The 22,341-nt window shown below is 62.3% G+C and carries 20 protein-coding genes, 1 tRNA gene and 1 pseudogene; 15 read left to right on the forward strand and 7 right to left on the reverse strand.

Annotated elements, in window-relative coordinates:
- Window positions 1-187: 187 nt before the first annotated feature.
- Together BLS48_RS07075 and BLS48_RS07080 are read right to left on the reverse strand one after the other, a co-directional pair.
- Window positions 188-260 (reverse strand) — tRNA-Pro (locus BLS48_RS07075).
- A 38-nt stretch (window positions 261-298) separates the two neighbouring features.
- Window positions 299-1,549, reverse strand: coding sequence for a tyrosine-type recombinase/integrase (locus BLS48_RS07080; protein WP_091576317.1), 1,251 nt, complete (start codon window positions 1,547-1,549; stop codon window positions 299-301).
- A gap of 1,026 nt (window positions 1,550-2,575) precedes the next feature.
- On the opposite strand from BLS48_RS07080, the gene BLS48_RS07085 reads away from it, so the two are divergent.
- The 11 genes and pseudogenes from BLS48_RS07085 to BLS48_RS07140 all read left to right on the forward strand — a co-directional run bounded on the left by BLS48_RS07085 (window position 2,576) and on the right by BLS48_RS07140 (window position 11,163).
- Window positions 2,576-3,781: a DUF932 domain-containing protein gene (locus BLS48_RS07085; protein ID WP_091576861.1), complete on the forward strand. Its 1,206-nt coding sequence runs from the start codon at window positions 2,576-2,578 to the stop codon at window positions 3,779-3,781.
- A 474-nt stretch (window positions 3,782-4,255) separates the two neighbouring features.
- Window positions 4,256-4,375: pseudogene (locus BLS48_RS36135) on the forward strand (DUF2285 domain-containing protein); the annotation flags it as partial.
- Between the two features lie 184 nt (window positions 4,376-4,559).
- Window positions 4,560-4,715, forward strand: a complete 156-nt coding sequence (locus BLS48_RS36755) for a transcriptional regulator domain-containing protein (protein ID WP_425284664.1) — start codon at window positions 4,560-4,562, stop codon at window positions 4,713-4,715.
- Window positions 4,660-5,301 (forward strand): DUF2285 domain-containing protein, encoded by a 642-nt coding sequence (locus tag BLS48_RS07100; protein WP_167364986.1) that lies wholly within the window; start codon window positions 4,660-4,662, stop codon window positions 5,299-5,301. The genes BLS48_RS36755 and BLS48_RS07100 overlap by 56 nt, the downstream gene beginning before the upstream one ends.
- A 134-nt stretch (window positions 5,302-5,435) precedes the next feature.
- A complete protein-coding gene (locus BLS48_RS07105) occupies window positions 5,436-5,726 on the forward strand; it encodes a helix-turn-helix transcriptional regulator (RefSeq protein ID WP_091576320.1) in 291 nt (96 codons plus the stop codon).
- A 356-nt stretch (window positions 5,727-6,082) separates the two neighbouring features.
- Window positions 6,083-6,505: a DUF2840 domain-containing protein gene (locus BLS48_RS07115; protein WP_091576324.1), complete on the forward strand. Its 423-nt coding sequence runs from the start codon at window positions 6,083-6,085 to the stop codon at window positions 6,503-6,505.
- A complete protein-coding gene (locus BLS48_RS07120) occupies window positions 6,502-7,062 on the forward strand; it encodes a S26 family signal peptidase (RefSeq protein WP_091576326.1) in 561 nt (186 codons plus the stop codon). The genes BLS48_RS07115 and BLS48_RS07120 overlap by 4 nt, the downstream gene beginning before the upstream one ends.
- Window positions 7,063-7,107: 45 nt before the next feature.
- On the forward strand, window positions 7,108-7,434 hold the full coding sequence (locus BLS48_RS07125) for a DUF736 domain-containing protein (RefSeq protein WP_091576328.1): 327 nt from the start codon (window positions 7,108-7,110) through the stop codon (window positions 7,432-7,434).
- 454 nt (window positions 7,435-7,888) lie between these two features.
- Window positions 7,889-8,515, forward strand: a complete 627-nt coding sequence (locus tag BLS48_RS36760; RefSeq protein WP_244529533.1) for a lytic transglycosylase domain-containing protein — start codon at window positions 7,889-7,891, stop codon at window positions 8,513-8,515.
- Window positions 8,516-8,760: 245 nt separating this feature from the next.
- On the forward strand, window positions 8,761-10,500 hold the full coding sequence (locus tag BLS48_RS07135; RefSeq protein WP_091576332.1) for a relaxase/mobilization nuclease domain-containing protein: 1,740 nt from the start codon (window positions 8,761-8,763) through the stop codon (window positions 10,498-10,500).
- A 294-nt stretch (window positions 10,501-10,794) separates the two neighbouring features.
- On the forward strand, window positions 10,795-11,163 hold the full coding sequence (locus BLS48_RS07140) for a VanZ family protein (RefSeq protein ID WP_091576333.1): 369 nt from the start codon (window positions 10,795-10,797) through the stop codon (window positions 11,161-11,163).
- A gap of 52 nt (window positions 11,164-11,215) precedes the next feature.
- Here BLS48_RS07140 and smc read toward each other — a convergent pair whose 3' ends face one another.
- The 3 genes from smc to BLS48_RS07155 all read right to left on the reverse strand — a co-directional run bounded on the left by smc (window position 11,216) and on the right by BLS48_RS07155 (window position 16,139).
- Entirely contained in the window at window positions 11,216-14,674 is a 3,459-nt protein-coding gene (smc, locus tag BLS48_RS07145; protein ID WP_091576335.1) for a chromosome segregation protein SMC, read from the reverse strand.
- 78 nt (window positions 14,675-14,752) lie between these two features.
- Complete coding sequence (locus BLS48_RS07150) at window positions 14,753-15,496, reverse strand: DsbA family protein (RefSeq protein ID WP_091576336.1); 744 nt, start codon at window positions 15,494-15,496, stop codon at window positions 14,753-14,755.
- 142 nt (window positions 15,497-15,638) lie between these two features.
- The gene (locus BLS48_RS07155) at window positions 15,639-16,139 is read right to left on the reverse strand and encodes a DUF721 domain-containing protein (protein WP_091576338.1); all 501 of its coding nucleotides are present in this window, start codon (window positions 16,137-16,139) and stop codon (window positions 15,639-15,641) included.
- 54 nt (window positions 16,140-16,193) lie between these two features.
- On the opposite strand from BLS48_RS07155, the gene mutY reads away from it, so the two are divergent.
- Entirely contained in the window at window positions 16,194-17,375 is a 1,182-nt protein-coding gene (gene mutY / locus BLS48_RS07160; RefSeq protein ID WP_091576339.1) for an A/G-specific adenine glycosylase, read from the forward strand.
- Complete coding sequence (locus BLS48_RS07165) at window positions 17,368-17,979, forward strand: HAD family hydrolase (RefSeq protein WP_091576341.1); 612 nt, start codon at window positions 17,368-17,370, stop codon at window positions 17,977-17,979. The genes mutY and BLS48_RS07165 overlap by 8 nt, the downstream gene beginning before the upstream one ends.
- Window positions 17,980-18,047: 68 nt before the next feature.
- Here the strand turns inward: BLS48_RS07165 and BLS48_RS07170 are convergent, their stop codons facing one another.
- Complete coding sequence (locus tag BLS48_RS07170) at window positions 18,048-19,181, reverse strand: site-specific DNA-methyltransferase (protein ID WP_091576343.1); 1,134 nt, start codon at window positions 19,179-19,181, stop codon at window positions 18,048-18,050.
- A gap of 163 nt (window positions 19,182-19,344) precedes the next feature.
- On the opposite strand from BLS48_RS07170, the gene BLS48_RS07175 reads away from it, so the two are divergent.
- Entirely contained in the window at window positions 19,345-20,034 is a 690-nt protein-coding gene (locus BLS48_RS07175) for an HAD family hydrolase (RefSeq protein ID WP_091576345.1), read from the forward strand.
- Window positions 20,035-20,075: 41 nt separating this feature from the next.
- Here BLS48_RS07175 and BLS48_RS07180 read toward each other — a convergent pair whose 3' ends face one another.
- Window positions 20,076-20,801 carry a hypothetical protein gene (locus BLS48_RS07180; protein WP_091576347.1) on the reverse strand — a complete coding sequence of 242 codons (726 nt, stop codon included), beginning with the start codon at window positions 20,799-20,801 and terminating at the stop codon, window positions 20,076-20,078.
- Window positions 20,802-20,930: 129 nt separating this feature from the next.
- Between BLS48_RS07180 and thrC the strand changes: the two genes are divergently transcribed.
- Window positions 20,931-22,328 (forward strand): threonine synthase, encoded by a 1,398-nt coding sequence (gene thrC / locus BLS48_RS07185; RefSeq protein WP_091576348.1) that lies wholly within the window; start codon window positions 20,931-20,933, stop codon window positions 22,326-22,328.
- Window positions 22,329-22,341 lie beyond the last annotated feature (13 nt).

The raw sequence follows: 22,341 nt of genomic DNA on the forward strand, positions 1-22,341 counted from the left end.
GTGGTCACGCGACTTCGTTGTGCCTCAATGGTGCCTATAGCGCACGGAGCGGAGAGGTCTTCGGAGAGATCGACTATCGGATCAAGTTGGATCGGAAAGAAATCGCGCCTTTCGTGAACTGACCTATGCACACTGGGATTGAGACGGCAGTAATCTGTGTATCAGGAATGGACCCCTCCTTTCTGGTCGGAGTGGCAGGATTTGAACCTGCGACCCCCTCGTCCCGAACGAGGTGCGCTACCAGGATAATCGTAAACTCCTAGCCATTTTCGTCAATTTCTCTGACAATCATCGCGTTTCATCTTAGTTCTTGCAGTGGGTCAACGTCGGCGTTCGCCCTTTGTGCCTCTCCCAGTTTGGATGGCTTCGTGGCTTTGGTGGCAACACTTTTCTTGGTGATATTCTCAGCCGCCTCTATCTGAAAATCGGGATGATGGTGTCCATAAATGTCCACGAGGACGTCGACGGTAATGCCAAGAAAACCCGCCGCCTGCCACAAGTCTGTACCAGCCTGCATTAGCCATGTCGCGGCGGTGTGACGAAAAATATGCGGAGTAACATCGGGGCCAAGACCGGCGATTATGCGCGCCTTCCTAAAGCTTTTCTTTATTGATTTAACAGGTCTTCCATTCCACTCTACAACAAAGTCTTGTGATATCTTGCGGCCAATGTTCGCGCTTTTGCAGCGTCCCTTGGTCTTGATGTCGAGATCGGTGCGCGACCAGCGACGCAGATGCGCCAGCAGCCGGTCCGGTAGCCGTACGGGCGGTTGGCGCTTCTTGGTCCTCTTGGCGCCATCACCGCGGCGGTGAAAGACCCCGCTGTCGAGATCCACGTAGCCACGCCCTTCGGTCGGACGGATGGCTGCACCGCAAACCGCGCCTGAGCGCGTCCCCGTGTAGAGCGCGACGAGAATGAAGCGGGCAAGATGGCGCCCGGTGCGCCTGTCACTCTCCTGGCCTCTCCAACTTTGCTTCATGCGCCATGCAGCCCAAATGAGTGCAGCGGCTTCACCGCGCGTCAGCCAGCGCTCACGTGCGGCGCGCTTCTCGGGCAGTGAAATCGTCGGCGCGGCTGTCGTATAACCTTCCTTGCGGCAGTAGTTGATGGCCGCGCGCAGATCCTCAAGTTCTCGGCGCGCCGCAGCTTCGGTTGATCTAGTCGCGACGTAGCTTCGGCAAAGCTTGCCGTTGATGTCGGCGAGTGTCATTTCTCCGAAGAAATCGAGGATCTTGTCTAACCGAGCAGCCGTCTCTTCGGGCGTGACATGCGCAGGCGCAACCTCGTTCAGGTATAGGTGGATTACCTGAGCGATCAGGACGTCGACGGCAGCATGTCCGTGTTCTCGCACGGGGGAGTACTTATCGGCGATGTGGGCCGCGAGCGCCTTTTCAGTTTCAATCCCTGGACGGCCTCTTTCGCCGCCGCCAGCGCAGAGGAATGTCGATCTATCCCAAATGAACGATCCGGCCTTGTTTCTAAGGGTTCCGTTCTTGTTCCAGCTTTCTTCGCGCCAGACGAGGAGAGGCCCCTTCGACGTCCGCGGCATAGCTCCCTCATTCTTATGATCGCGGCCAAGGTCACGTACTCCTTCCCGGCGACCAGCTCCGTTTCAAGCCGGCCGGCATCGCGTTCCCTGCGCAAGCCAGCCGCCCCCATCGAGCCATCGGGAAAAGCGATTTGGGCAGCAATCTCAATGCGTAGGGGCGTGGTCTCGTCGTACCGCTCTGGTATCTTCAATTGATCTTTCGGATCGCCGAACAAGTGTGATTGTCGTTTGAGAAAAGAGTGACGGCTGTCGTTGCGCAGGCGGAGGATATGTCCGCGCATTGCGCGTTAGGGTCAGATTTCCCTGCGTTGGTCCCAAGCCTGCCTCCAACTAGATAACGTCGGTGCGGAGTGAGGTTAGTCACGCGCGGCATACATCTGGCAGGTCGATGCCGGGCAATGTTGCTTTTCACTATGCCAAATTTGATCGTGCCGCATTTCACCGCGACGCCTCCATTTTCGCCCCTTTGCGATCTTGAGCCTGCTGCATGAGATCATTCGCAAATATACGGGGGCGAAAAGCGGCAAATGGATATCCTCGGGCAAAGATGATCTCCTGACGTGCTTATCGGACAGGTCGCACTTCCAGGCCGACAGGAATTACTGGCGACACGTGCGCTCAATTGGATTCCGACCCAAAAAGAGGTTCGCTGAGAGAGAGATATGATTCACGGCTTCCGAAAAGAGAGCGTCGATCCTTATCCGTCGCGATTATCACGCCAGTAAGCTTCGCTTGCATTGTTCTGACGGCTACGGACGAGCCTTACCGATCATTTTGGAAAGCGAGGCGACTTTCCCTCGCTTCCCCGCCAATGCCGCCTGTGCAGAGCAGGGTTGCCGGCTCGCAAAGCGGCCGACTGCCAGGAAGTCCTCCTTACGAACTTTGATCCGCTTCGCTCGACCGCGCAGCCCGGCTCCGCGCGCCGACATTGGCCCCCATCACTCCCGCGCGCTCCCGCGCCCCCGGAAGGCATGCCGGGGGACATGCCTTCGGCATCAACGGAAAAAAGGAGTGAACACCGTGAACATGACTACCATCATCAACAGCGAGAGCAACACCCAGCAGCAGCTGATTTCCAGCGGCTTTGGCGTGGATATCTCGCGCGGCGTGCGGATCGGACGAGTTTCCTCGGAATGGTTTTCGCGTCCCGATGACGAGCGCTATTTGAGCCTCACCGAGCTTTTTGATGCCGTGAAGCAGAGAGCGGACCGCGCTACCGCCCGCACCGTCGAGAGTCGCTCCGTGGGCGTGGAGGCCACCCGCGACAATGCAGAGCGGCTTGCGGTCATCGTCCCAGGACAGGACCAGCCAATCGCGCCGACGCATTGGAGTTTTGGCCAGCTCTGCAGCCTCGTCAGCGCACCAGCCACCTACATGCGCCAGCTGCCCGCGCCGCTGGCAGGCATTAATTTGCAGCACGGCCTTTTGAGCCATAGAGCGGAATTGATGAAGACGCTCGAGACGAAGGACGGTCGCGTTGAGCTTCGCGCCGTAACCGGGCCCGACTATGGCCGCATCTGGGATCATGAGCTTGTCGCCGCCGTGATGAAGATCGCGGGCAATGGCACCGGCGACACCATGTGGAAGGTGCCTGGCGTTCTCGACTGGGCGACCATGACGCACAATCCTTTCGTGGACGTGACCAAGGACACCACCACGCTCTATGCCAGTGACCGAGACGTGTTCCTGTTTCTGGTGGACGACACGCATCCCATCGAAGCCGGACGCCTTCCGAATGGCGAGCCGGATTTGTATTTCCGTGGCTTCTATTGCTGGAATTCGGAGGTGGGCAGCAAGACGTTGGGCATTGCGAGTTTCTATCTCCGTGCGGTGTGCATGAACCGCAATCTGTGGGGCGTTGAAGGTTTTGAGGAAATCAGCATCCGGCATTCGAAGTTTGCCGCGCAGCGTTTTGCTCACGAGGCAGCGCCCGCTTTGACGAGCTTCGCAAACTCAAGCCCCGCACCGTTCATCGCCGGGATCAAGGCCGCGCGCGAGAAGATCGTCGCCCGTAGCGACGAAGAGCGCGAAAGCTTCCTGCGCAGGCGTGGTTTCTCCAAGAGCGAAACGGGCAAGATCATCGAGGCTGTATTGCAGGAGGAAGGCCGCCCGCCTGAAAGCATCTTCGATTTCGTGCAGGGCATGACTGCACATGCCCGCAGCAAGGGGCATCAGGACAGTCGCCTTGAAATGGAAGGAAAGGCCAAGGCCCTATTGGAAAAAGCGGCATGAACAAAGAAAGGACGCCCGGCGAGGTCTCCCCGGGCGTCCTTTCAGGTCCGCCACATCAACGAGACCGTCATAGCATAAGAATATCTAACGACCAGATCATCGGGCTCGGCGCGTGCGGCCGTTTTTGACACGGCGGCCGCTCGCCGGGCTTCGCCCGGCTCGCAATGCAACTGCCGTCATGGGTGCCAACAAATACAAATGGGGGCGATTTGCTCACTACCGTGTGACGCGCAATGGAGGCCGCCTTAGAAGGTCCGCAGCCTCAATCCCGGAACATCTGCCAACTTGTCGACGACGTCGATCGCCGTAGACGCTGCGTTCCAACGCACTGATATGGGTGCGATCGACATCCGCAGGGTGGGCCAGCTCTTCTTGCGGAAGCCCACCGCCTGCCGATGCCGCCTCAGATTGCGCGCAAACACCTCGCGTATTTCCATGCACGCAAGTGCAACGCCTTGTCAGGATCGTTCTGCAATAGACCCGGCTGAGGAACCAGAGCGGGAGTTGCGGTCATGGGAGACGCATCTTGCCCGCGCCCGCTGGATGACGACGAACGGCTACCGATATCTTCTGGCCGGCGGTGCGCCACACTGACCGTCCAAGGCCATGGTTTGCTGAATCAGCACAGCGGTTTGCCGACTCTCCAACTACCCGATTTGTGTATCGGCAGGGATGCTCATTCCGAAGCCCGCAGCCTGGTGCGGGCATCGGGAGAGGGTTTGGCGCATTGCAAGGCGATTGGACCGATCCGGAAGCCTACGCGCACATGCAAGGTTACATGCCTGCTCAGTTCGCTGCCGAGTATCTGATCCGAAACGACGACTTTGTTGCCGAGTGCGGCCAGCTGTCATCACATCTGCCAGGTGCCGTAGAACCTGTTGGCCCGGGCGACTTCGTCACACGTTGGGGCGCGCGATTTCACAGTCACCGGTGACGGGCTTCCGTTAGCTCAGAACATCGTCTGGACGGAAAAGGCCTCGCCGCGCGTGCTGCGGGCCACGCAAATCCGATCGTCAGTTAGCCCTTCGCATCAGACGGTCCAACTTTCCAGATTCAGCGGTGCCGCCGTTTGGAAAGCAGACGACCTTCATATTCTTTGGCCGGCACCGACCGGAACAAATACTCTCGTCACTGACATTCGCAGCGGCGCCACCGAATTCAATGCCATCGTACTGCCACTCGATACTGCATTCGAGACACGCCTCGACGCAGCGCGCCAGTTCTGGCGGGCGCTCGGCGACCGGCCGTCTGGCCGGGTCTACGGCGCGCTGCCGAAGCAAACAATGGCAAGGCATACTCTCAATTTGCGCGCTCATGACGCCAGACGCGCAGAGGCCACCTACCGCGAGATCGCGGAGGTGCTTTTGTCACGAGAGTCGATCTCGCCTCGAGATTGGCGCGATCATCATCTGAGACATAAGGTTCGGGCGATCCTGCGAAGGGCGGATCGTCTTGTGGATGGCGGTTACCGCGACCTTCTCTTCTATCCTCACAGCCGCAGCCGAAAATCCGACCGCTGAAACCGCTGTTCGCAGGGGTAGCAAAAACACATCCCCCGATCTTTGCCCTCCCACGCCTCTTCTTAATTCGGCCATCGTCCATTTGCGCGTCCCGGCAGGCCAGGACGACACCAGAACCAAATGGAGATCGAGCGATGTCGAAGGGTCCCGTGGACGCGCCCCAAAAATACCTGCGAACGAAGGAGGCAGCGCCAATCGTAGGCCTTTGCGCTCGCACCATGGAAAAGCATCGGACCTATGGCACCGGTCCAAAGTACCGCAAGGTCGGCGGTCGGGTCCTCTACGACATCGACGACCTGCATGCCTGGATCGCACTTGGCGCTCGCACCTCCACCAGCGATGCGAATGCGACCTATGTTCCGCCAGCCAAGCAGCATGCCGCTCGTGCGCCGGCCTATGTCGGCAGACGCGATCGCACCTCCTGACCAGGGCGCAAGACAATGCGACATCACTCGCCCCCTAAGGCTCAGCTTGAGTTGTTTCATGCGCCCCCCGGCGCCTTTGCTCTTCGCGATGCGCAAGGCTTCTCGTCGTGGCCGTTCTCGTCCCTCGCCAAATCCCTTCGCGTGACACCGATCGACTTTCGCCACGATTGCATCAAGCCCCGGAAGGCCGTCAACCAGCTCGCGCACCACCTTCAGCCCGAGCGGCCGGATCGGAACCATGACCTTTCGGCCAGGCGGATAATAGTCGACGACCGTTGTTCCCCGTGGAGCACGACTGATCTCTCCGCTCCTCGTTTAACAACGTCGACTGCTGGCCTCCTGTCACGGAGGCCAGCATGAGCAATATCACGCACGTCGAACTGGTGCGGCTTAAGAAGCGGATCGAGAACTGTATCAGGTTCGGCAAGGTTGCTTCGAATAGGAATATTGACCGCAGTCGTGGTGTCGTCTCGTTCACGCCAGGCTGCGTCATCGCTTTCGTTCGTTGGCTGCGAGCCGCCGTTGCCGGTAAGCGCTGCTCGACCGTCGCATATGTCCGACCTGGCGCTGACATCCTGCTCATGGTCACCGGATGGCCGAATGTCGAGAAGGTTCTGAACATTATCGACGCCATCGAGGCGATCGGCATCGATCCTGTCGATGTCTCGTCGGACTGCTGGCGGCGTGCCCACAGTCGGCTCGCCGTGCGCACGGCGCTCAGGACGTACATTACCCAGCACTACGGGGCCTGGCTCCTGCGCTGCAGGATAGAGCTATGAGCACGCGAGCAACGACTATCGTCACAATGCTCAGCGGTGCAGTTCTGGTCGCGGCCCCCATGTGGGCAGGCCATCGATTGCGCTTTGTCTGGAATGCATCCGCGAGCGTGCGAACCGGGCTCTATCTCGTCAAGCCGGCCAACAGGATCGCTGTTGCCGACATCGCCGTCGTCATGCCGCCCGAACCGCTGTCGAGCTTCCTTGCTGAGCGCGAATATCTACCGAAAGGCGTGCCGCTCTTAAAGCGCGTGCTGGCACTTGGAGGCGCGACAGTCTGTCGGCAAGGCACAGCCATCATCGCCCACGGCGTGACCGTCGGACATGCTCATGAGCGTGACAGTCGCGAGCGAGGGCTGCCCGTCTGGCAGGGCTGCCGCCTCATCGCCAGTGACGAGGTCTTCCTTATGAACTTGAACGCAGCCGACAGTTTTGACGGCCGCTATTTCGGCCCGCTGAAGCTCACTTCGATAATCGGTCGAGCGGTTCCGGTCTGGACACGCGACCGCATTGCTCAGGTACCGGATGATTTTGTGGAAGCGGATCGCGGCGAGCCGTGACGGCTCGCACCAACCCTCACGAACGCTCATGAAAGGAGCAACGCAATGGCCCAGATCGGCATCTTCACCCGCAGCGATGACGGCTTCTTCGGCAACATCTCTACGCTGACCCTCGACGCCAAGCTCGCTATCCTGCCTGCCGAGAAGTCGGACGCGGAGAACGCGCCAGACCATCGCGTCTTCTGTGAAGGCATGGAGATCGGCGCAGCGTGGGATCGCACTGGCGAGAAGGCCGGCGCTTATCTCTCAGTTACCATTGACGATCCCTCGTTCATCCAGCCGATCCGCACCAATCTGTTCCAGTCCGATGCCGAGAAAGGTGTCTGGGCCTTGCACTGGAGTCGGCTGCTCAAGCGCGACGAGCGAGGCTGATCGGATGCTCCGATCGCGCTTCTGCGGCCTTTCGGCATCAAATCGGGCGCCGGTCAACCCCTTCGACCCTATCGCCCGCCAGGCAGCTGCCGCGCGCAGCGAAGGTCAAGGGCGGCCGGACGCTTGCCCGTCGTTCAGGACGTTCATCGTTCCGCGGTTTGCGGCCGGCTGGCTCGGCCGGCGAAGCCTTGCCCCTGACGCGGGCCAGCACTATGGAAGGCTGCCGGCGCGTCGGGCTGGTGGTGCATATAGTTTAATCTGCCGAGGTATTGCAGGACTGTCTGCAAGCATCATACTCACGCTCCCAGCGTCTACTGTCTGTGCAGAGCCTTCCCCGCATCGTGAGCGGCCGGGGCACTCCCGCCTCACCATCTCATCCTCTGATCCCTGGTCGGCGCATATCCGGGAGGCTGCCGAACGCTTTGCCATTCCCGAGCGGCTGCTTCGCGCCGTCATGCATGTCGAAAGCGTTGGCGATGTTGACGCAGTGTCGAACAAGGGCGCAATGGGCCTGATGCAGATCATGCCGGCGACGTGGGAAGATCTGCGCACCAGGTACTGCCTTGGCGACAATCCTTATCAGCCGCGCGACAACATTCTTGCAGGTGCAGCGTATCTGCGCGAAATGCTCGACCGCTTCGGACGCAACGGCTTCCTGGCGGCTTACAATGCCGGTCCTGGGCGATACGAAGAGCACCTTGCTACCGGCCGGCCGCTGCCGCGTGAGACGATCGACTACGTCAGGAAACTCGCGCCGGTGATCAACGGTGCGGTTCCAATTTCGACTCGCGCACGGCAACGATCGGGCACGGCGAGCACACTCGATGCGGCGATTTTCGCGCACGTCGTGAACACCTTGAATAGCTCAGCTTCGCAAGGCGAGCGCGAGACCGATGTTCCCGTCGAGACTGTCTTCACGGCGATCCGCTCACCCAGCGTGCGAGCGCGGGTGGGTAAAGCGGTCACCGATCTTACGGCGCTTGTATCACAATCGGACGGCTGGCGAAGTGAAGGAGTATCCGATCCGAACCCCGCTATTCGTAGCCCGTTTGTACAGGGCTCCTCCGCGACTCCACAATGATCGCAGCATTCCTGCTCAATCGCATTCCGACCTGTTCCGTCGTGGAAATTGCGGCGGGGGGGTGGTCGTGAAAGCAGGCGAAGAGGGAAGGCAGGATAAAGGGTCGCGATGTGCGGCTCGGTCGGGGTGCTGGATTTCAAGCATTTGCACGACGTTTTCGCGATGTGCGCCGCAGATCCACGATGTGCGGCGTCGAAAATTTCTCAATTCATTCAGGAAAGGCCCACCTCGCAGGATTGGCAGCCATGATCCGTGACGACGACTTTCGCGTCCGCCCCGGCCGCATCCGCTCTCGAGCCGGTCAGCATGCACGCCCTTTCATTTTCCAGGCGCTCACAGCGGCACAGCGGGCGGGCGGGCATATCTCGCGTAAGGGCCGGATCATCTCACCGCGCGCCTCGACATTCGGTCGCGGCAGATCGGCGAGCATCCGCGCCAATCGCCTCATCACCGGCCGCTCACGCGGCGCCGTGGTCAAGGCACGTGTTGTCCGGCAGTTCAGAGGGGCGACGCCGCTCGTTGCTCATCTCAAATATCTCCGCCGCGAGGGTGTGACGCGTGACGGCGAGAAGGCAACGATGTTTGGCCCTGACAGGGACGAGCCCGATCATGACGTCTTTGCCGATCGGTGCAAGGACGACCGGCACCATTTCCGTTTCATCATCTCGCCGGACGATGCGTTGGAGTTGGGGGACCTCAAGAGTTTTGCTCGTGACCTCATGGTCGACATGGAGCGCGATCTTGGCACGAAGCTGGATTGGATCGGCGTCGACCATTGGAACACCGAACATCCGCATGTTCATATTCTTGTGCGCGGCGTGGCCGATGATGGCGAGAACCTCGTCATCTCACGGGACTATATACGTCAGGGCATGCGCGACCGTGCGAGCGACATCCTCACCCAGACGCTGGGGCCCCGCACCGATCACGACATCCGTCGGACAATCGCACAGCAGGTCCATACCGAGCGCTGGACACAGCTCGACCGCCAGCTCGTTCGAGACGCGGATCGCCTTGGCATGATCGATCTCGCGCCGCGTCCCTATCGCCCGCCAGACGAGTTTCTGACGCAGAAGGTCGGACGGCTTCGCAAGCTGGAGAACCTCGGCCTGGCCAACGAGATCAGTCCCAACCAGTGGACGATGGCCCAAGAGGCTGAGACGACCTTGCGTGCGCTCGGCGAGCGCGGCGACATCATCAAGCGCATTCATCGCAGCCTGACCGGGCACGGGCTCGAAAGAGGTGCGGCTGATTACGTGCTTGCCTCGGAGCTGATTGATACGCCGGTGATCGGCCGGCTGCTCGAGCGCGGTCTGCACGACGAACTATACGGATCGGCCTACGCTATCGTCGACGGCATTGACGGGCGTACACATCACATCCGCTTTCCTGAAATCGATGCCACTGGGGATTCTACGCCAGGCTCAATCGTCGAGCTTCGTCGCTACGAGGATGCGAAGGGCCGCAGCCGCGTTGCACTCGCAGTGCGCTCTGACTTTTCGATCGAAGAACAGGTTCATGCTTTCGGCTCGACCTGGCTCGACCGGCAACTCGTAGCGCGTGAACCGGCCGAACTCGGCGAGGGCGGGTTCGGCAAGGTAGTGAGGCAGGCGCTGGAGAATCGCGTCGATCATCTGATCGAGCAAGATTTGGCTCGGCGCGAGGGACAGCGCGTCATTTTCGCGCGCAACCTGATCGATGCACTATGCGACCGTGAGGTGAACTTGCTCGGTGCTAGGCTTGCCGAGGACACTGGATTGTTGTTCGCTAAGGCTTCGGACGGCGACCATGTGGCCGGCATCTATCGGCAGCGTTTTTCCCTTGCCTCTGGGCGCTTGGCAATGATCGACGACGGACTTGGCTTCCGCCTCGTGCCTTGGTCGCAGTCGATTGACAGCCAGATCGGCAGCCATATTTCTGGCGTTGCCCGCGGCAGAGGCGATGTGGATTGGAGCGCCGGAAGGAAGCGTGGTGTTGGGCTGTGAAGATCTCAACTGGTGTAGAATTTAGAAGGTACGCACATCTGGAATGAGATTAGAATGTTCGACGAACTGGACGTTTCGCCACATCGCCCTACGCGGATGATATTGGCCTGCGAGGCGCCGGCAAAAAAAGGCAGACGGCCTCTGGACGAAGGCCTTAAGGAATGAGAAGCCCTAAATAGGTGAAGGTGGACAAACGCCCTGCCCCATCGGGTGTTCCCGCAAAAGCCCGGCCCGGATCTTCGAGCCGGCTTTGGCTTTCTCGGCGGTCAGGCACAGATTTGTTGTTGGAGCAGCATGAGATCTTATTCGGCCGCGGGACGGATCGCCTTTGTCATCACGCTCGTTGTCGTTCTTGTGCTTGCGCTGTTGCCGGTACCCCGTCTCGAGGAATTCGGCATCGACGTCGGTTTCCACTACGACAAGCTGAACCATGCCAGCGCATTCGCCGTCCTGACATTCCTCGGAATCCTCGGCTGGCCCGAGCGCAAGGCAAGGCTAATCGTCTTCCTTGCCCTGGTTGGAGCCGCGATCGAAATTCTCCAGGGCACGACGCTGATAGAGCGTGATCTTGACGTGTTCGACTGGGTTGCCGATTGCGTCGGCATGGCGTTCGGTCTCGCGGCCGCGATGTGCGCAAACTGGATTTTGCGACGCGGAGACTGAAAGTGGCCAATCGCTGCAGGATCATTCAAGCGATCCAGGCAGCCCGGATGGTTCAGCTAGCCTCGCGCATCGCCTCGGCGGCCTGCAGATCGACCGACACGAGCTGGCTGACGCCCTGCTCGGCCATGGTCACGCCGAACAGCCGGTTCATGCGCGCCATGGTGATCGGGTTGTGGGTGATGATGACGAAGCGCGTCTCGGTGGTGTTGGCCATCTCGTCCATGAGATTGCAGAAGCGCTCAACATTGTGGTCGTCGAGCGGGGCATCGACTTCGTCGAGCACGCAGATCGGCGCCGGATTGGTCAGGAACACGGCGAAGATCAGCGACATCGCCGTCAACGCCTGCTCGCCACCGGACAGCAGCGTCATGGTCTGCGGCTTCTTGCCGGGCGGGCGAGCCAGGATTTCGAGCCCGGCCTCAAGCGGATCCTCGGACTCGATCAGCTGCAGTTCCGCCGTGCCGCCGCCGAACAGATGCGAGAACAGCCGCTGGAAGTGGCTGTTGACCACGTCGAAAGCGGCGAGAAGCCGCTCGCGGCCTTCACGATTGAGGCTCTGGATCGCCTGCCGCAGCTTGCGGATGGCCTCGATGATATCCTCGCGCTCGGAGACGATGGTCTCCAGCCGGTCGGACAGCTCCTTCTGCTCTTCCTCGGCGCGCAGATTGACCGCGCCAAGCCGCTCGCGCTCGATCTTCAGCCGGTCGAGTTGACGCTCGATCTCGGCCATTTCCGGCATCGGGCTGTCAGCTTCCAGGCCGGTATGGCGGATGACCAGATGCGGCGGCGTGTTCAGCGTTTCCTGGATCCGCGCCTCGACCTCCAGCCGGCGTTCGTCGGCCGCCGTCAGCCGCTCTTCGGCGCGAACGCGCGTCTCGCGCGCCTCGGCCAGCGACTGGATGGCGCCGGTGGCCGCCTTGTCCAGTTCGGATTGCTTGTTCTCCGCTTCCTGCAAACGGTCGGCGGCCGCCTTGCGCAAGGTCTCGGCCTCGGTGAGCTGCGACAGCAATGCGCGCCGTTTGGCGTCGATTTCGTCGGGTGCATCGGCCAGTCGCTCGCGCTCCGCCTCGGCCTCGGCCTTGCGTTCACCAAGCGATGCGATCTGCGTTGAGGCGTTTTCGGCGCGCTCCAGCCAGTTGCTGCGCTCGGCGCCAATGGCATCGAGCCGGCGTATGCGCGCCTCGGCTTCGCGCCGCAAACCCTCGTGCACGGCACGCGCATCGGCAAGCGTGGCGCGGTCGCGGGCGACATTGGCCGAGGACTGTTCGAGCTGCAATTGCAGGTCGCCGAGATCGGGCGCGTCCTGCAGAAGCATCTCGGCCTCGACGAAAGCCGCCGACGTCTCCTCATGGCTATCGACGATGCGGGCCCGTGCCTCATCCAATGCGGCGCGCCGGCTCGACAATTCGCCGCCGGCCTTTTCGGCCTCGGCCAGCGCATTGCGGGCTGCGTCCAGCCGATGCTGGGCGTCACGTCCGGCCTGGCGCGCATTGCGCTCGGCCTCGCTTGCCAGGCGAAGCGTCTGTTCGGCCTGTGCCAGCGCTTCCTCGGCCTGGCGCAGAACCAGCGTCGCCTGCACGGCTTCGGCATCGAGTTCGGCCAGCCGGTTCTTCTGCGCCAGCCGTTGCGCTGCCGCGGTCGGCGCGTCGGCGCTGGCGGTAAAGCCATCCCAGCGCCAGAGCGCGCCTTCGCGGCTGACCAGCCGCTGGCCGGGCGCAAGAAGCGCCTGCAGCCGGCGGCCATCAGTGTCCGCAACGATGCCGATCTGCGCCAGCCGGCGGGCCAGCTGCGCCGGCGCGTGAACCACGCTGGCAAGGCTCGTGACGCCCTCGGGTAAAGCCGCATCACCGGGATGGATCTGGCTTTCGCCCCAATGCACCGGCGCGCTGCGGTCGAGCGGCACGTCGAGGTCTTCGCCAAGGGCGGCACCCAGCGCCGTCTCGAAGCCGCGCTCGACGCTGATCTGTTCCAATACGGCCGGGAAGAGATCGCCACTGGCGGCGTTGAGGATCTTGGCCAGCGTGCGCGCTTCCGTCTCGATCCGCGCCAGCTCCGCCCTGGCGTCCTGGAGTGGCGGCCGGGCAGCGCTTTCGGAGGCGCGGGCATCGACGACCGACTGTTCGGCCTCCGATACCGCAGCCTCGGATTCTTCCAGCAGCGCGATGGCCTGTTCGACCAGAAGCTGTTTCTCGGCCGGATCCGGCAGTCCGGCCACCTTCGACAGGATGTCCGACAACTCCCGGTCGACCTCGGCGAGCTGGCGCGCGAAGCGGTCGCGGCGCTCGGCGGTGTCGCGCAGCGTCCGTTCGATCTGGTTGCGCGAAGCGGCGGCCTCGGCCCGCTCGGCGGTCAGCGCGGCGAGCCTGGCTTCGCTTGCGGCAAGCGTCGATCCTGCCTGTTCGAACGCAGACCGGGTGCTGGCCTCGCGCTCGGCGGCACCGGCATTTTCGGAATTGAGAGCGGCTTCTTCCGTGCGAAGGCGCTCGAGAATATCCGCATTGTCGCGGACCATGCGCTCTTCGCGCGCGATATCGCCGTCGAGTTGCTGCAGCCGGCGCTCGAGCTCGGCCTGGCGGGCACGGATACGGCCGGCTTCCTCCTCGATCTGCGACTTGGCGATCGACAGGCGCTGAAAGGCAGCGGCGGCGGCGGCTTCCGCGTCACGCAGGTCAGGCAAGCGGTGAGCGCCGATGCCTTGTTCCCTGGCCGCATTCATCTGAGCGGCGGCGCGATCGCCGACCAGCGCCGTGGCAACCGCCAGCGCCGAGCGTGCCTCGCCTTCCTGCGTCTTGGCCAGCGTCCAGCGCAGATGCAGCAGTGTCGCTTCGGCCTTGCGGATATCGGCCGACAGGTTCTTGAAGCGCGATGCCTGGCGAGCCTGGCGCTTGAGGCTTTCGATCTGGCTTTCCAACTCGCCGACGACGTCGTCCAGACGTTCGAGATTCTGTTCGGCCGCCTTCAGCCGCAGTTCGGCCTCATGACGACGGGTGTGCAGGCCGGAAATGCCGGCCGCCTCTTCGAGCAGCGCGCGGCGCGCCTGCGGCTTGGCCTGGATCAGTTCGCCGATGCGGCCCTGCCCGACCATCGACGGCGAACGCGCGCCGGTCGACTGGTCGGCGAACAGAAGCTGCACGTCCTTGGCGCGCGCTTCCTTGCCGTTAATGCGGTAGAGCGAACCCGCCTCGCGCTCGATGCGGCGCGACACCTGCAATTCGTCGGCATCGTTGAAGGCGGCGGGCGCCGAGCGGTCGCTGTTGTCGAGGAAAAGCGTGACTTCGGCGGTGTTGCGTGCCGGGCGCGTGCCCGAGCCGGAAAAGATGACGTCGTCCATGCCGGATGCGCGCATGTTCTTGTAGGAGCTTTCGCCCATCACCCAGCGCAGCGCCTCGACCAGGTTCGACTTGCCGCAGCCGTTGGGCCCGACAATACCCGTCAGGCCGCGTTCGATGACGAACTCGCCGGGCTCGACGAAGGATTTGAAACCGAGGAGGCGAAGGCGCGAAAACTTCATTCACGCCGCCCCATGATCAGGTCGCGGCACAACGAAAAGCCGCACACGCCGAAGTGCCGCCGCTTCGGCGCCCGAGCGTCAGAGCAGAGGGTCGATGATGGCCGACATTTCCTCAATCGACATCGCCCCTTTGTAGGTCTTACCGTTTATGAAGAAGGTCGGCGTTGAATCGACCTTGAATTCATTGGCGCCGCGCTTCTGGACCGATCTCACATCGTCCAGAAGTTTCTGGTCCGTCAAGCAGGCCTCGAAGGACTCCTGTGTAAAACCGGCGAGCTTCGAGATTTGCAGTAGCGCATCCTTGGTGTTGGCGACGCCAACCCAGTTCGCCTGCTGCCTGAACAGGACATCCACCATCGGGAAATAGTTATCCTTGGCGCAACGCGCCAGCATGAAACCGGCCTCGGCGCTCGGATCGAACGGGAATTCGCGCAGGATGTAGCGGGCCTTGCCCGTGTCGATGTACTTCGTCTTCAGATCCGGGAAGGTGGTCTCGGCGAAATGCGCGCAGTGCGGGCAGGTCATCGAGGCGTATTCGACGATGGTGACCTTGGCGTCGTCCTTGCCAAGCTGCTTGTCGGGCAGCGCACCCGGCTTCAGCAATTCCGCCATGTCCACCGTGCCCTGTGCTTCCGGCGCGGTAGCGGCGGCCGGCGTGGCCGGCTTCGCGGGCGCGGCCGGGGCGGCAGGCTTGACATCCGCGGCCTTGGCTTCCTCGCCGGAGTCGCTGCAAGCCGCGAGCAGGGCCACCGCCGGAATGGCGGCCAGCGAAGACAGAAGGTTTCTGCGAGACAAGCTTGCGCCAAACGGGGGACGGTTCATACGAATCACCTGACAAGGGTTGGATTTTGCAATGCAAAAGCACGAAAAGGCGAGAGTTGGCGCGAATTAAGGCATCCCTGTCCCCAATCCAATCGCGAAACCTGACAAGGGCGATCACGAATGCGCGAGATTGGCGACAAATCTATGACTTCCTTTCCCCAATAATGGTCGCGCCAAGTTTTTCCAACGAGGCGCGCAGTCCATCATCGTCGATCAGGCCGACAGTGCCCGACAATTTCGTCTTCTCGGCCGCGGTCAGCGGCCTCAAGGTCGGTTTAGGCCGTCCTTTGTCCGCTGTCACCGGTTTCTGCAGGATTTTGATCCGGCTGATGGCGGTGAAGCCGAGGAAGGCGTTGACCCGGTTGATGATCTCGCCGGTCTCGTGCTGCAGGTGGAGTGCGGCCATGCCTTCGCAGGCGATGACCAGCACCGCCGGCTCGAACGGATCGTCTTCATGCATGCGGCGCGGCCACTGGATTTTCTCGGGACGAGAGCGGCTGGCGAGGCGCGGACCGGCGATCTCTTCCCATGACTGGACGAGGCCGATCGAAATGCCGGCCCGCTTGCGCAGCACCGGATCGAGGATTTCGGTTGCAAGATCGCTCACCGGGACGGGATTGCCGTAGGGCTTTCTCCCTGCCATGTACGTCCTCCAGCCACGACCTTCATCAGCATCGCCAAGGCCAATTCCCGATCAATGGCACCAGCAGACCAGACCCGCAAGACCGCATCCAGAGATAGCAGCGCTGCTGCATCTGGAGATAGCAGCGCAGCTGCATCTGGAAGCGGCGACGACATCGCGTCCCGCCTGCTCGGCTGGTACGACATCCATCACCGCGAGCTACCGTGGCGTATCACGCCGCGGCAGCATGCGCGCGGCGTGCGGCCCGACCCTTATCGTATCTGGCTGTCCGAAGTCATGCTGCAGCAGACCACGGTTGAAGCCGTGAAGACTTATTTCCGCGCATTCGTCGAGAAATGGCCTAACGTCGAGGCGCTCGCCGCGGCACCGACCGAGGATGTGATGAAGGCCTGGGCCGGGCTCGGCTATTACTCCCGAGCCCGCAATCTCAAGGCGTGTGCCGATCTGGTGGCCGGGCGCGGCGGCCGGTTTCCCGACACAGAGGCTGGCCTGAGGGACCTGCCCGGCATCGGCGCCTATACGTCGGCGGCCATCACGGCGATCGCCTTCGACCAGCCGGCCGCCGTCGTCGACGGCAATGTCGAACGCGTCATCTCCCGCCTGTTTTCGATCACCACGCCGCTGAGCGAAGCCAAGGCTGTGATCCGTGCCCATGTCGAGCGCATGATGCCAGGGACGAGGCCGGGCGACTTCGCCCAGGCGATGATGGATCTGGGGGCGACGATCTGCACGCCGCGCCGGCCACGCTGCATGCTGTGCCCGCTACGCGAAGACTGCAGCGCCACTGTTTCAGGCGATCCCGAGCACTTCCCCGTGCGCCTGCCGAAGGCCGACAAGCCGTTGCGGCGCGGCGCGGCCTTCGTCGCCGTGCGCGGCGACGGCGCCATCCTTCTGCGCAAGCGGCCGGAAAGAGGCCTGCTCGGCGGCATGACCGAGGTGCCGACGACCGACTGGACGGCGCGGGTCGACGGCGCGACCACCGAGGCGGCAGCGCCTTTCCCCGCCAACTGGCGGCCTGCTGGCCAGATTGCCCATGTCTTCACCCATTTCGTGCTTGAGCTCGACGTCTTTCGTGCCGAGGTGAACGTCGCCGCGCCGGCGGGGCATTTCTGGTCGCTGGCCCATGAAATTTCCGGCGAGGCACTGCCCACTGTCATGAAAAAGGCAATCGAGGCTGCGATACCCGGCGCGACGAAAAAACCGTCGCCACACTATGTAAAGAGGCCCCATGACTGAAGTCCGCCACATCGTTTTCGACATCGGCAGAGTGCTGATCCACTACGATCCCAACATTCCGTTCAGCCGGCTGATTCCCGACGAGAAGGAGCGGAAATGGTTCTTCGACAATGTCTGCACGCATGATTGGAACATCGAGCAGGACCGTGGCCGGACCTGGGAAGAGGCCGAGGCGCTGCTGATCGCCGAGCATCCCGATCACGCGGAAAACATTCGCAATTTCCGCCGCTACTGGCACGACATGGTGCCGCATGCCTATGACGACAGCGTCGCCATCATGGTCGGCCTGATCGAGAGCGGTCACGACGTGACCATGCTGACCAACTTCGCCACCGACACGTTGGCCGAGGCGCGCAAGCGCTTCGATTTTCTGGAACGGCCGCGCGGCGTCACCATCTCCGGCGAGATCGGCATGATCAAGCCGGATCGCGGCATCTATGATCATCACGTCGCCACGTTCGGCCTCGAGCCGTCGGCCACCTTGTTCATCGACGACAGCCAGAAGAATGTCGACGGCGCCAAGGCGGCCGGCTGGCAATCGGTGCTGTTCACCGACGCGACGACGCTTCAAGCGGACCTTCAGCGCCTCGGAATCAAAGCGTGATTTGAATCGCTTGCGGTGATCCAATGAGGTTTTGAATCAACGCAAATTAGGGCAGCAAATGGCAGGGCTCAGGCCCCTGCGCGCTCCATCCCCAGTCGTGCAATGCGGCGAAGCTCGTCGATCGGGGTCAGGCCGCCGCTGCGCTCATAGTGCCAGAAGGTCCAGCCGTTGCAGGCATCCAGGCCCTGCACTTCGGCGCCGATCTTGTGGATCGAGCCGGCGCTGTCGCCGATCGCCACCGTGCCGTCGGCGCGCACCTTGGCCGCCCAGCGCTTCTTGGCATCGTAGAGCGTCGCGCCGGGCGTCATCAGTCCGGTGTCGATGAGGCTGACGAAGGCAACGCGCGGCTCGGCGCGCTTGCCGGTGAGCACGGTCAGATCAGCGCCGTCCAGCGGCCGCACCGCGTCGATGCGCTCATTGGCGGCGTCGATATAGGCCTGCTCACGCTCGATGCCTACGAAATGGCGGCCGAGGCGCTTGGCCACCGCGCCGGTGGTGCCGGAGCCGAAGAAAGGATCGAGCACGATGTCGCCCGGTTTGGTCGAGGCCATCATGATGCGGGCGAGCAGCGCTTCCGGCTTCTGCGTCGGATGCAGCTTGTCGCCATTGTCGTTCTTCAGCCGCTCGCCGCCGGTGCAGATCGGAAACAGCCAGTCTGAGCGCATCTGGATGTCGTCGTTCGAGGCCTTCATGGCTTCGTAGTTGAAGGTATATCCCTTGCCCTTCTGGTCGCGCGAGGCCCAGATCATCGTCTCATGGGCGTTCTGGAAACGGCGGCCGCGGAAGTTCGGCATCGGATTGGTCTTGCGCCAGACCACGTCGTTGAGGATCCAGAACCCCAGGTCCTGCATCTTGGCGCCGACCCGGAAGATGTTGTGGTAGGAGCCGATGACCCAGATGGTGCCGTTGGGTTTCAACACGCGGCGCGCCGCCAGCAGCCAGGCGCGGGTGAAAGCATCGTAGGCCTCGAAGCTTTCGAACTGGTCCCAGTCGTCGTCGACGGCATCGACCTTGGACTGGTCAGGGCGGTGCAGATCGCCGTCGAGTTGCAGATTGTAAGGCGGATCGGCGAAAATGACGTCGATCGACTTTTCCGGCAGCCGGTCGAGCGCGGCGACGCAGTCGCCCTTCAGGATCGTATCCAGCCATTCGGATTGCTGGGGAGCGTGGGAAAGCTCGTCGAGAAGACGCACGGCAGACATTCTGACACCCAAGGCACGCGTTACTGTTTTACTCTCTGTTATGGTTACCGATCAGCGTAAACATTCGGTGAAGACCGCCGAGTTTGCGAAGGCCGACCTGTTGGTGTATGCCGCGCCGCCTGAGCCTTCCGAGGCCCCTTCTCCTCCCACTGTCCGGATAACCATGCCCCAGCCAGACCTTGTCATCTTCGATTGCGACGGCGTTCTCGTCGATTCCGAAATCATCGCCGCGCGTGTCGAGGCCGAGCTGCTGACCTTGGCCGGGTACGAAATTTCGGCCGAGGAAATTGCGGAAACCTATGCCGGCCTGACCTTCAAGGACATCATGATGCGGGTCGAGGAGAAGTCCAGCATCCCGTTCCAGGCCTCACTCATCGACCGCGCCGAGGATCTGGTCGACCGCAAGTTGCGCAGCGACGTCCGTGCCATCGATGGCGTGCGCGAGGCGGTCGCCGCGGTAACGGCGCCGCGCTGTGTCTGCTCGAATTCGCGCACCGAGCGGGTCGAGTTCATGCTGGAGAAAGTGCACCTGATGCCGTTTTTCGCTGGCCGGATATTTTCGGCGCTGGAAATACCGAGCAAGAAGACCAAGCCCGCGCCCGACGTGTTCCTGTTTGCGGCGGAAAAGCTCAACGCGAATCCGGCGAGCACCTTTGTCATCGAGGATTCCGTGCATGGCGTCCACGGCGCCAGGGCAGCCGGCATGCGCGTGATCGGCTTCACTGGTGCCGGACACAATTATCCCGGTCATGCCGACGCGCTGACCGAAGCCGGCGCCGAAACGGTGATCCGCCGCTGGGCGGAGCTGAAAAGCGTCATCGCGGCGCTGTCGGAGTGGTCGGCCGATGCTTGAAAACGTGCGTCCGTCCGGACGCACGTTGGGCAGGTAGCCCCTTAATTTGTCGCCACTTTCTTCCTGTGGGTCTTCTTCGGCTTGTCGGTCGTCGCCTTGGGTGCGGTCTCATCGTAGCCGGCATAGGCCTGATAATCCTGCGCCGTCGGCTCCGGCACGACGACACTGGAATCGGTGAAGACGAACTGTGTGGCGACCGAGGGGTCGGTCACCTGGACTTGATACTGGTGAAGCTGCGAGTAAAGCACTTCGGTGCCGTGCATCACCGCGGTGCGGATCGGCATGGTGATGGTGCCGGGCGAGAACTTCGGCCCCGGCACGATCCTGCCGGCGACCGCTATCTTCATCGTCAGCTGCCCGTTGGCGCGGCTGCAGTCGCGGGTCACGTCGCTGATCGAGGCCTGATAAATGATCCTCGCCGAATCGTCGGGCGGAGTAGCAGCGGCGGCGTCAGCCGCAGCCTGGGCCGCAGCATCCTGCGCGGCATCGCCGGTCTTCTTGAGCTTGGGCTTGGACTTCTGGACGTCCTTGCCATACGTGTTGAAGAAGGCCGTGCCATCTCGCACAGTCACCCTCGGACAATAGGCCTGCAACTGGCTGGCCAGGACCTTGGGATCCTGCGGTGGCGGTGGCGCCGTCGGGTCCTTCTTGCCGATGCCGAGGTTCAGGATGCCATTGTCGCCCGATTGGCAGCCGGCGGCGGCAAGCATAAAGCCGGTGAGCGCAAGACCCGCCAAAAAGCGACCACTGAATGTACGAAACGCCATGAAACTGCACTTCCCTCTCGCAAAGCTGGTGACGTATATCAACCGCGCGGCAAAAATGCGACTGAGCCAGCGCAGAAATTAACCACCTTCTGGTGAACGGAAAAGCCAAGCGGCAATGGATTTGTGACGATGCAATATGTGAGTACCCGCGGGGAAGCGCCCGTGCTTGGATTTTCCGACGCCGTGCTGGCTGGCCTGGCGCGCGACGGCGGGCTCTATGTCCCGCGTGAGTGGCCGCGGTTCTCCGCCGCCGAGATCCGCGCCATGCGCGGCCTTGCCTATCCCGATCTTGCCATCCGCGTGCTGTCGCCGTTCCTTGGCGACGAAATCCCGGCGCCCGTCTTCGAACGCCTGGTGCGCGAGGCCTATGCCACTTTCCGCCACGAAGCCGTCTGCCCGCTGGTGCAGACCGGCCCCAACACCTTCATCCTGGAACTCTTCCACGGCCCGACGCTCGCCTTCAAGGACGTGGCGATGCAGTTGCTCGCCCGGCTGATGGACCATGTGCTTGCCGAACGCGACCAGCACGCCACCATCGTCGGCGCCACGTCAGGCGATACCGGCGGGGCGGCCATCGATGCCTTTGCCGGCCGCAGCCGCACCGACATCTTCATCCTTTTCCCACATGGCCGCGTCTCGCCGGTGCAGCAGCGGCAGATGACGACATCGACGGCTGAAAACGTCCATGCGCTGGCGATCGAAGGCAATTTCGACGATTGCCAGGGCCTGCTCAAGGACATGTTCAACGATCACGGCTTCCGCGACCGGGTTGCGCTGTCCGGGGTCAATTCGATCAACTGGGCCCGCATCATGGCCCAGATCGTCTATTATTTCTCCTCGGCGCTGTCGCTCGGCGCGCCCGACAGGCCGGTGTCCTTCACGGTGCCGACCGGCAATTTCGGCGATATCTTCGCCGGCTACGCCGCCAAGAAGATGGGCCTGCCGATCGAGCGACTGGTCATCGCCACCAACGACAACGACATCCTGGCGCGCACCTTCGCGACCGGCGAATACCGCACCAAGGGCGTCTTTGCGACCACTTCGCCGTCGATGGACATCCAGGTGTCGTCGAACTTCGAGCGTTTGCTGTTCGAGGCATCCGGCCGGGACGCCACGACCGTGCGGCGCTACATGGCCGGGCTCAAACAGTCCGGCGCCTTCACCATCGAAGCGGCGGAGATCGGCAGGATGCGGTCCGAATTCGACGCCGGCCGCGCAACGATGGACGAGGTCGCCGCCACGATCCGCTCGACGCTTGCGGCCAGCAACTATTTGCTCGATCCGCATACCGCGGCAGCCGTGCATGTGGCGGCGGGCAAGGCGGCCGGCGCCGTGCCTATGGTGGTGCTGGGCACCGCCCATCCGGCGAAATTTCCGGCCGCCGTCGAAGCCGCCAGTGGCGTGTCGCCCGCACTGCCCGCATGGCTAGGTGGGTTGATGACCGCGCACGAAAAATACACGGTACTTCCATCCGACCTGAAAATGGTGGAAGATTACGTCGGCCGCCGCGCGCGAGCGGCGCGTTAGGGAGTACAAGCCA

This window comes from Mesorhizobium qingshengii (assembly GCF_900103325.1).
In the GTDB taxonomy this organism is placed as follows: domain Bacteria; phylum Pseudomonadota; class Alphaproteobacteria; order Rhizobiales; family Rhizobiaceae; genus Mesorhizobium; species Mesorhizobium qingshengii.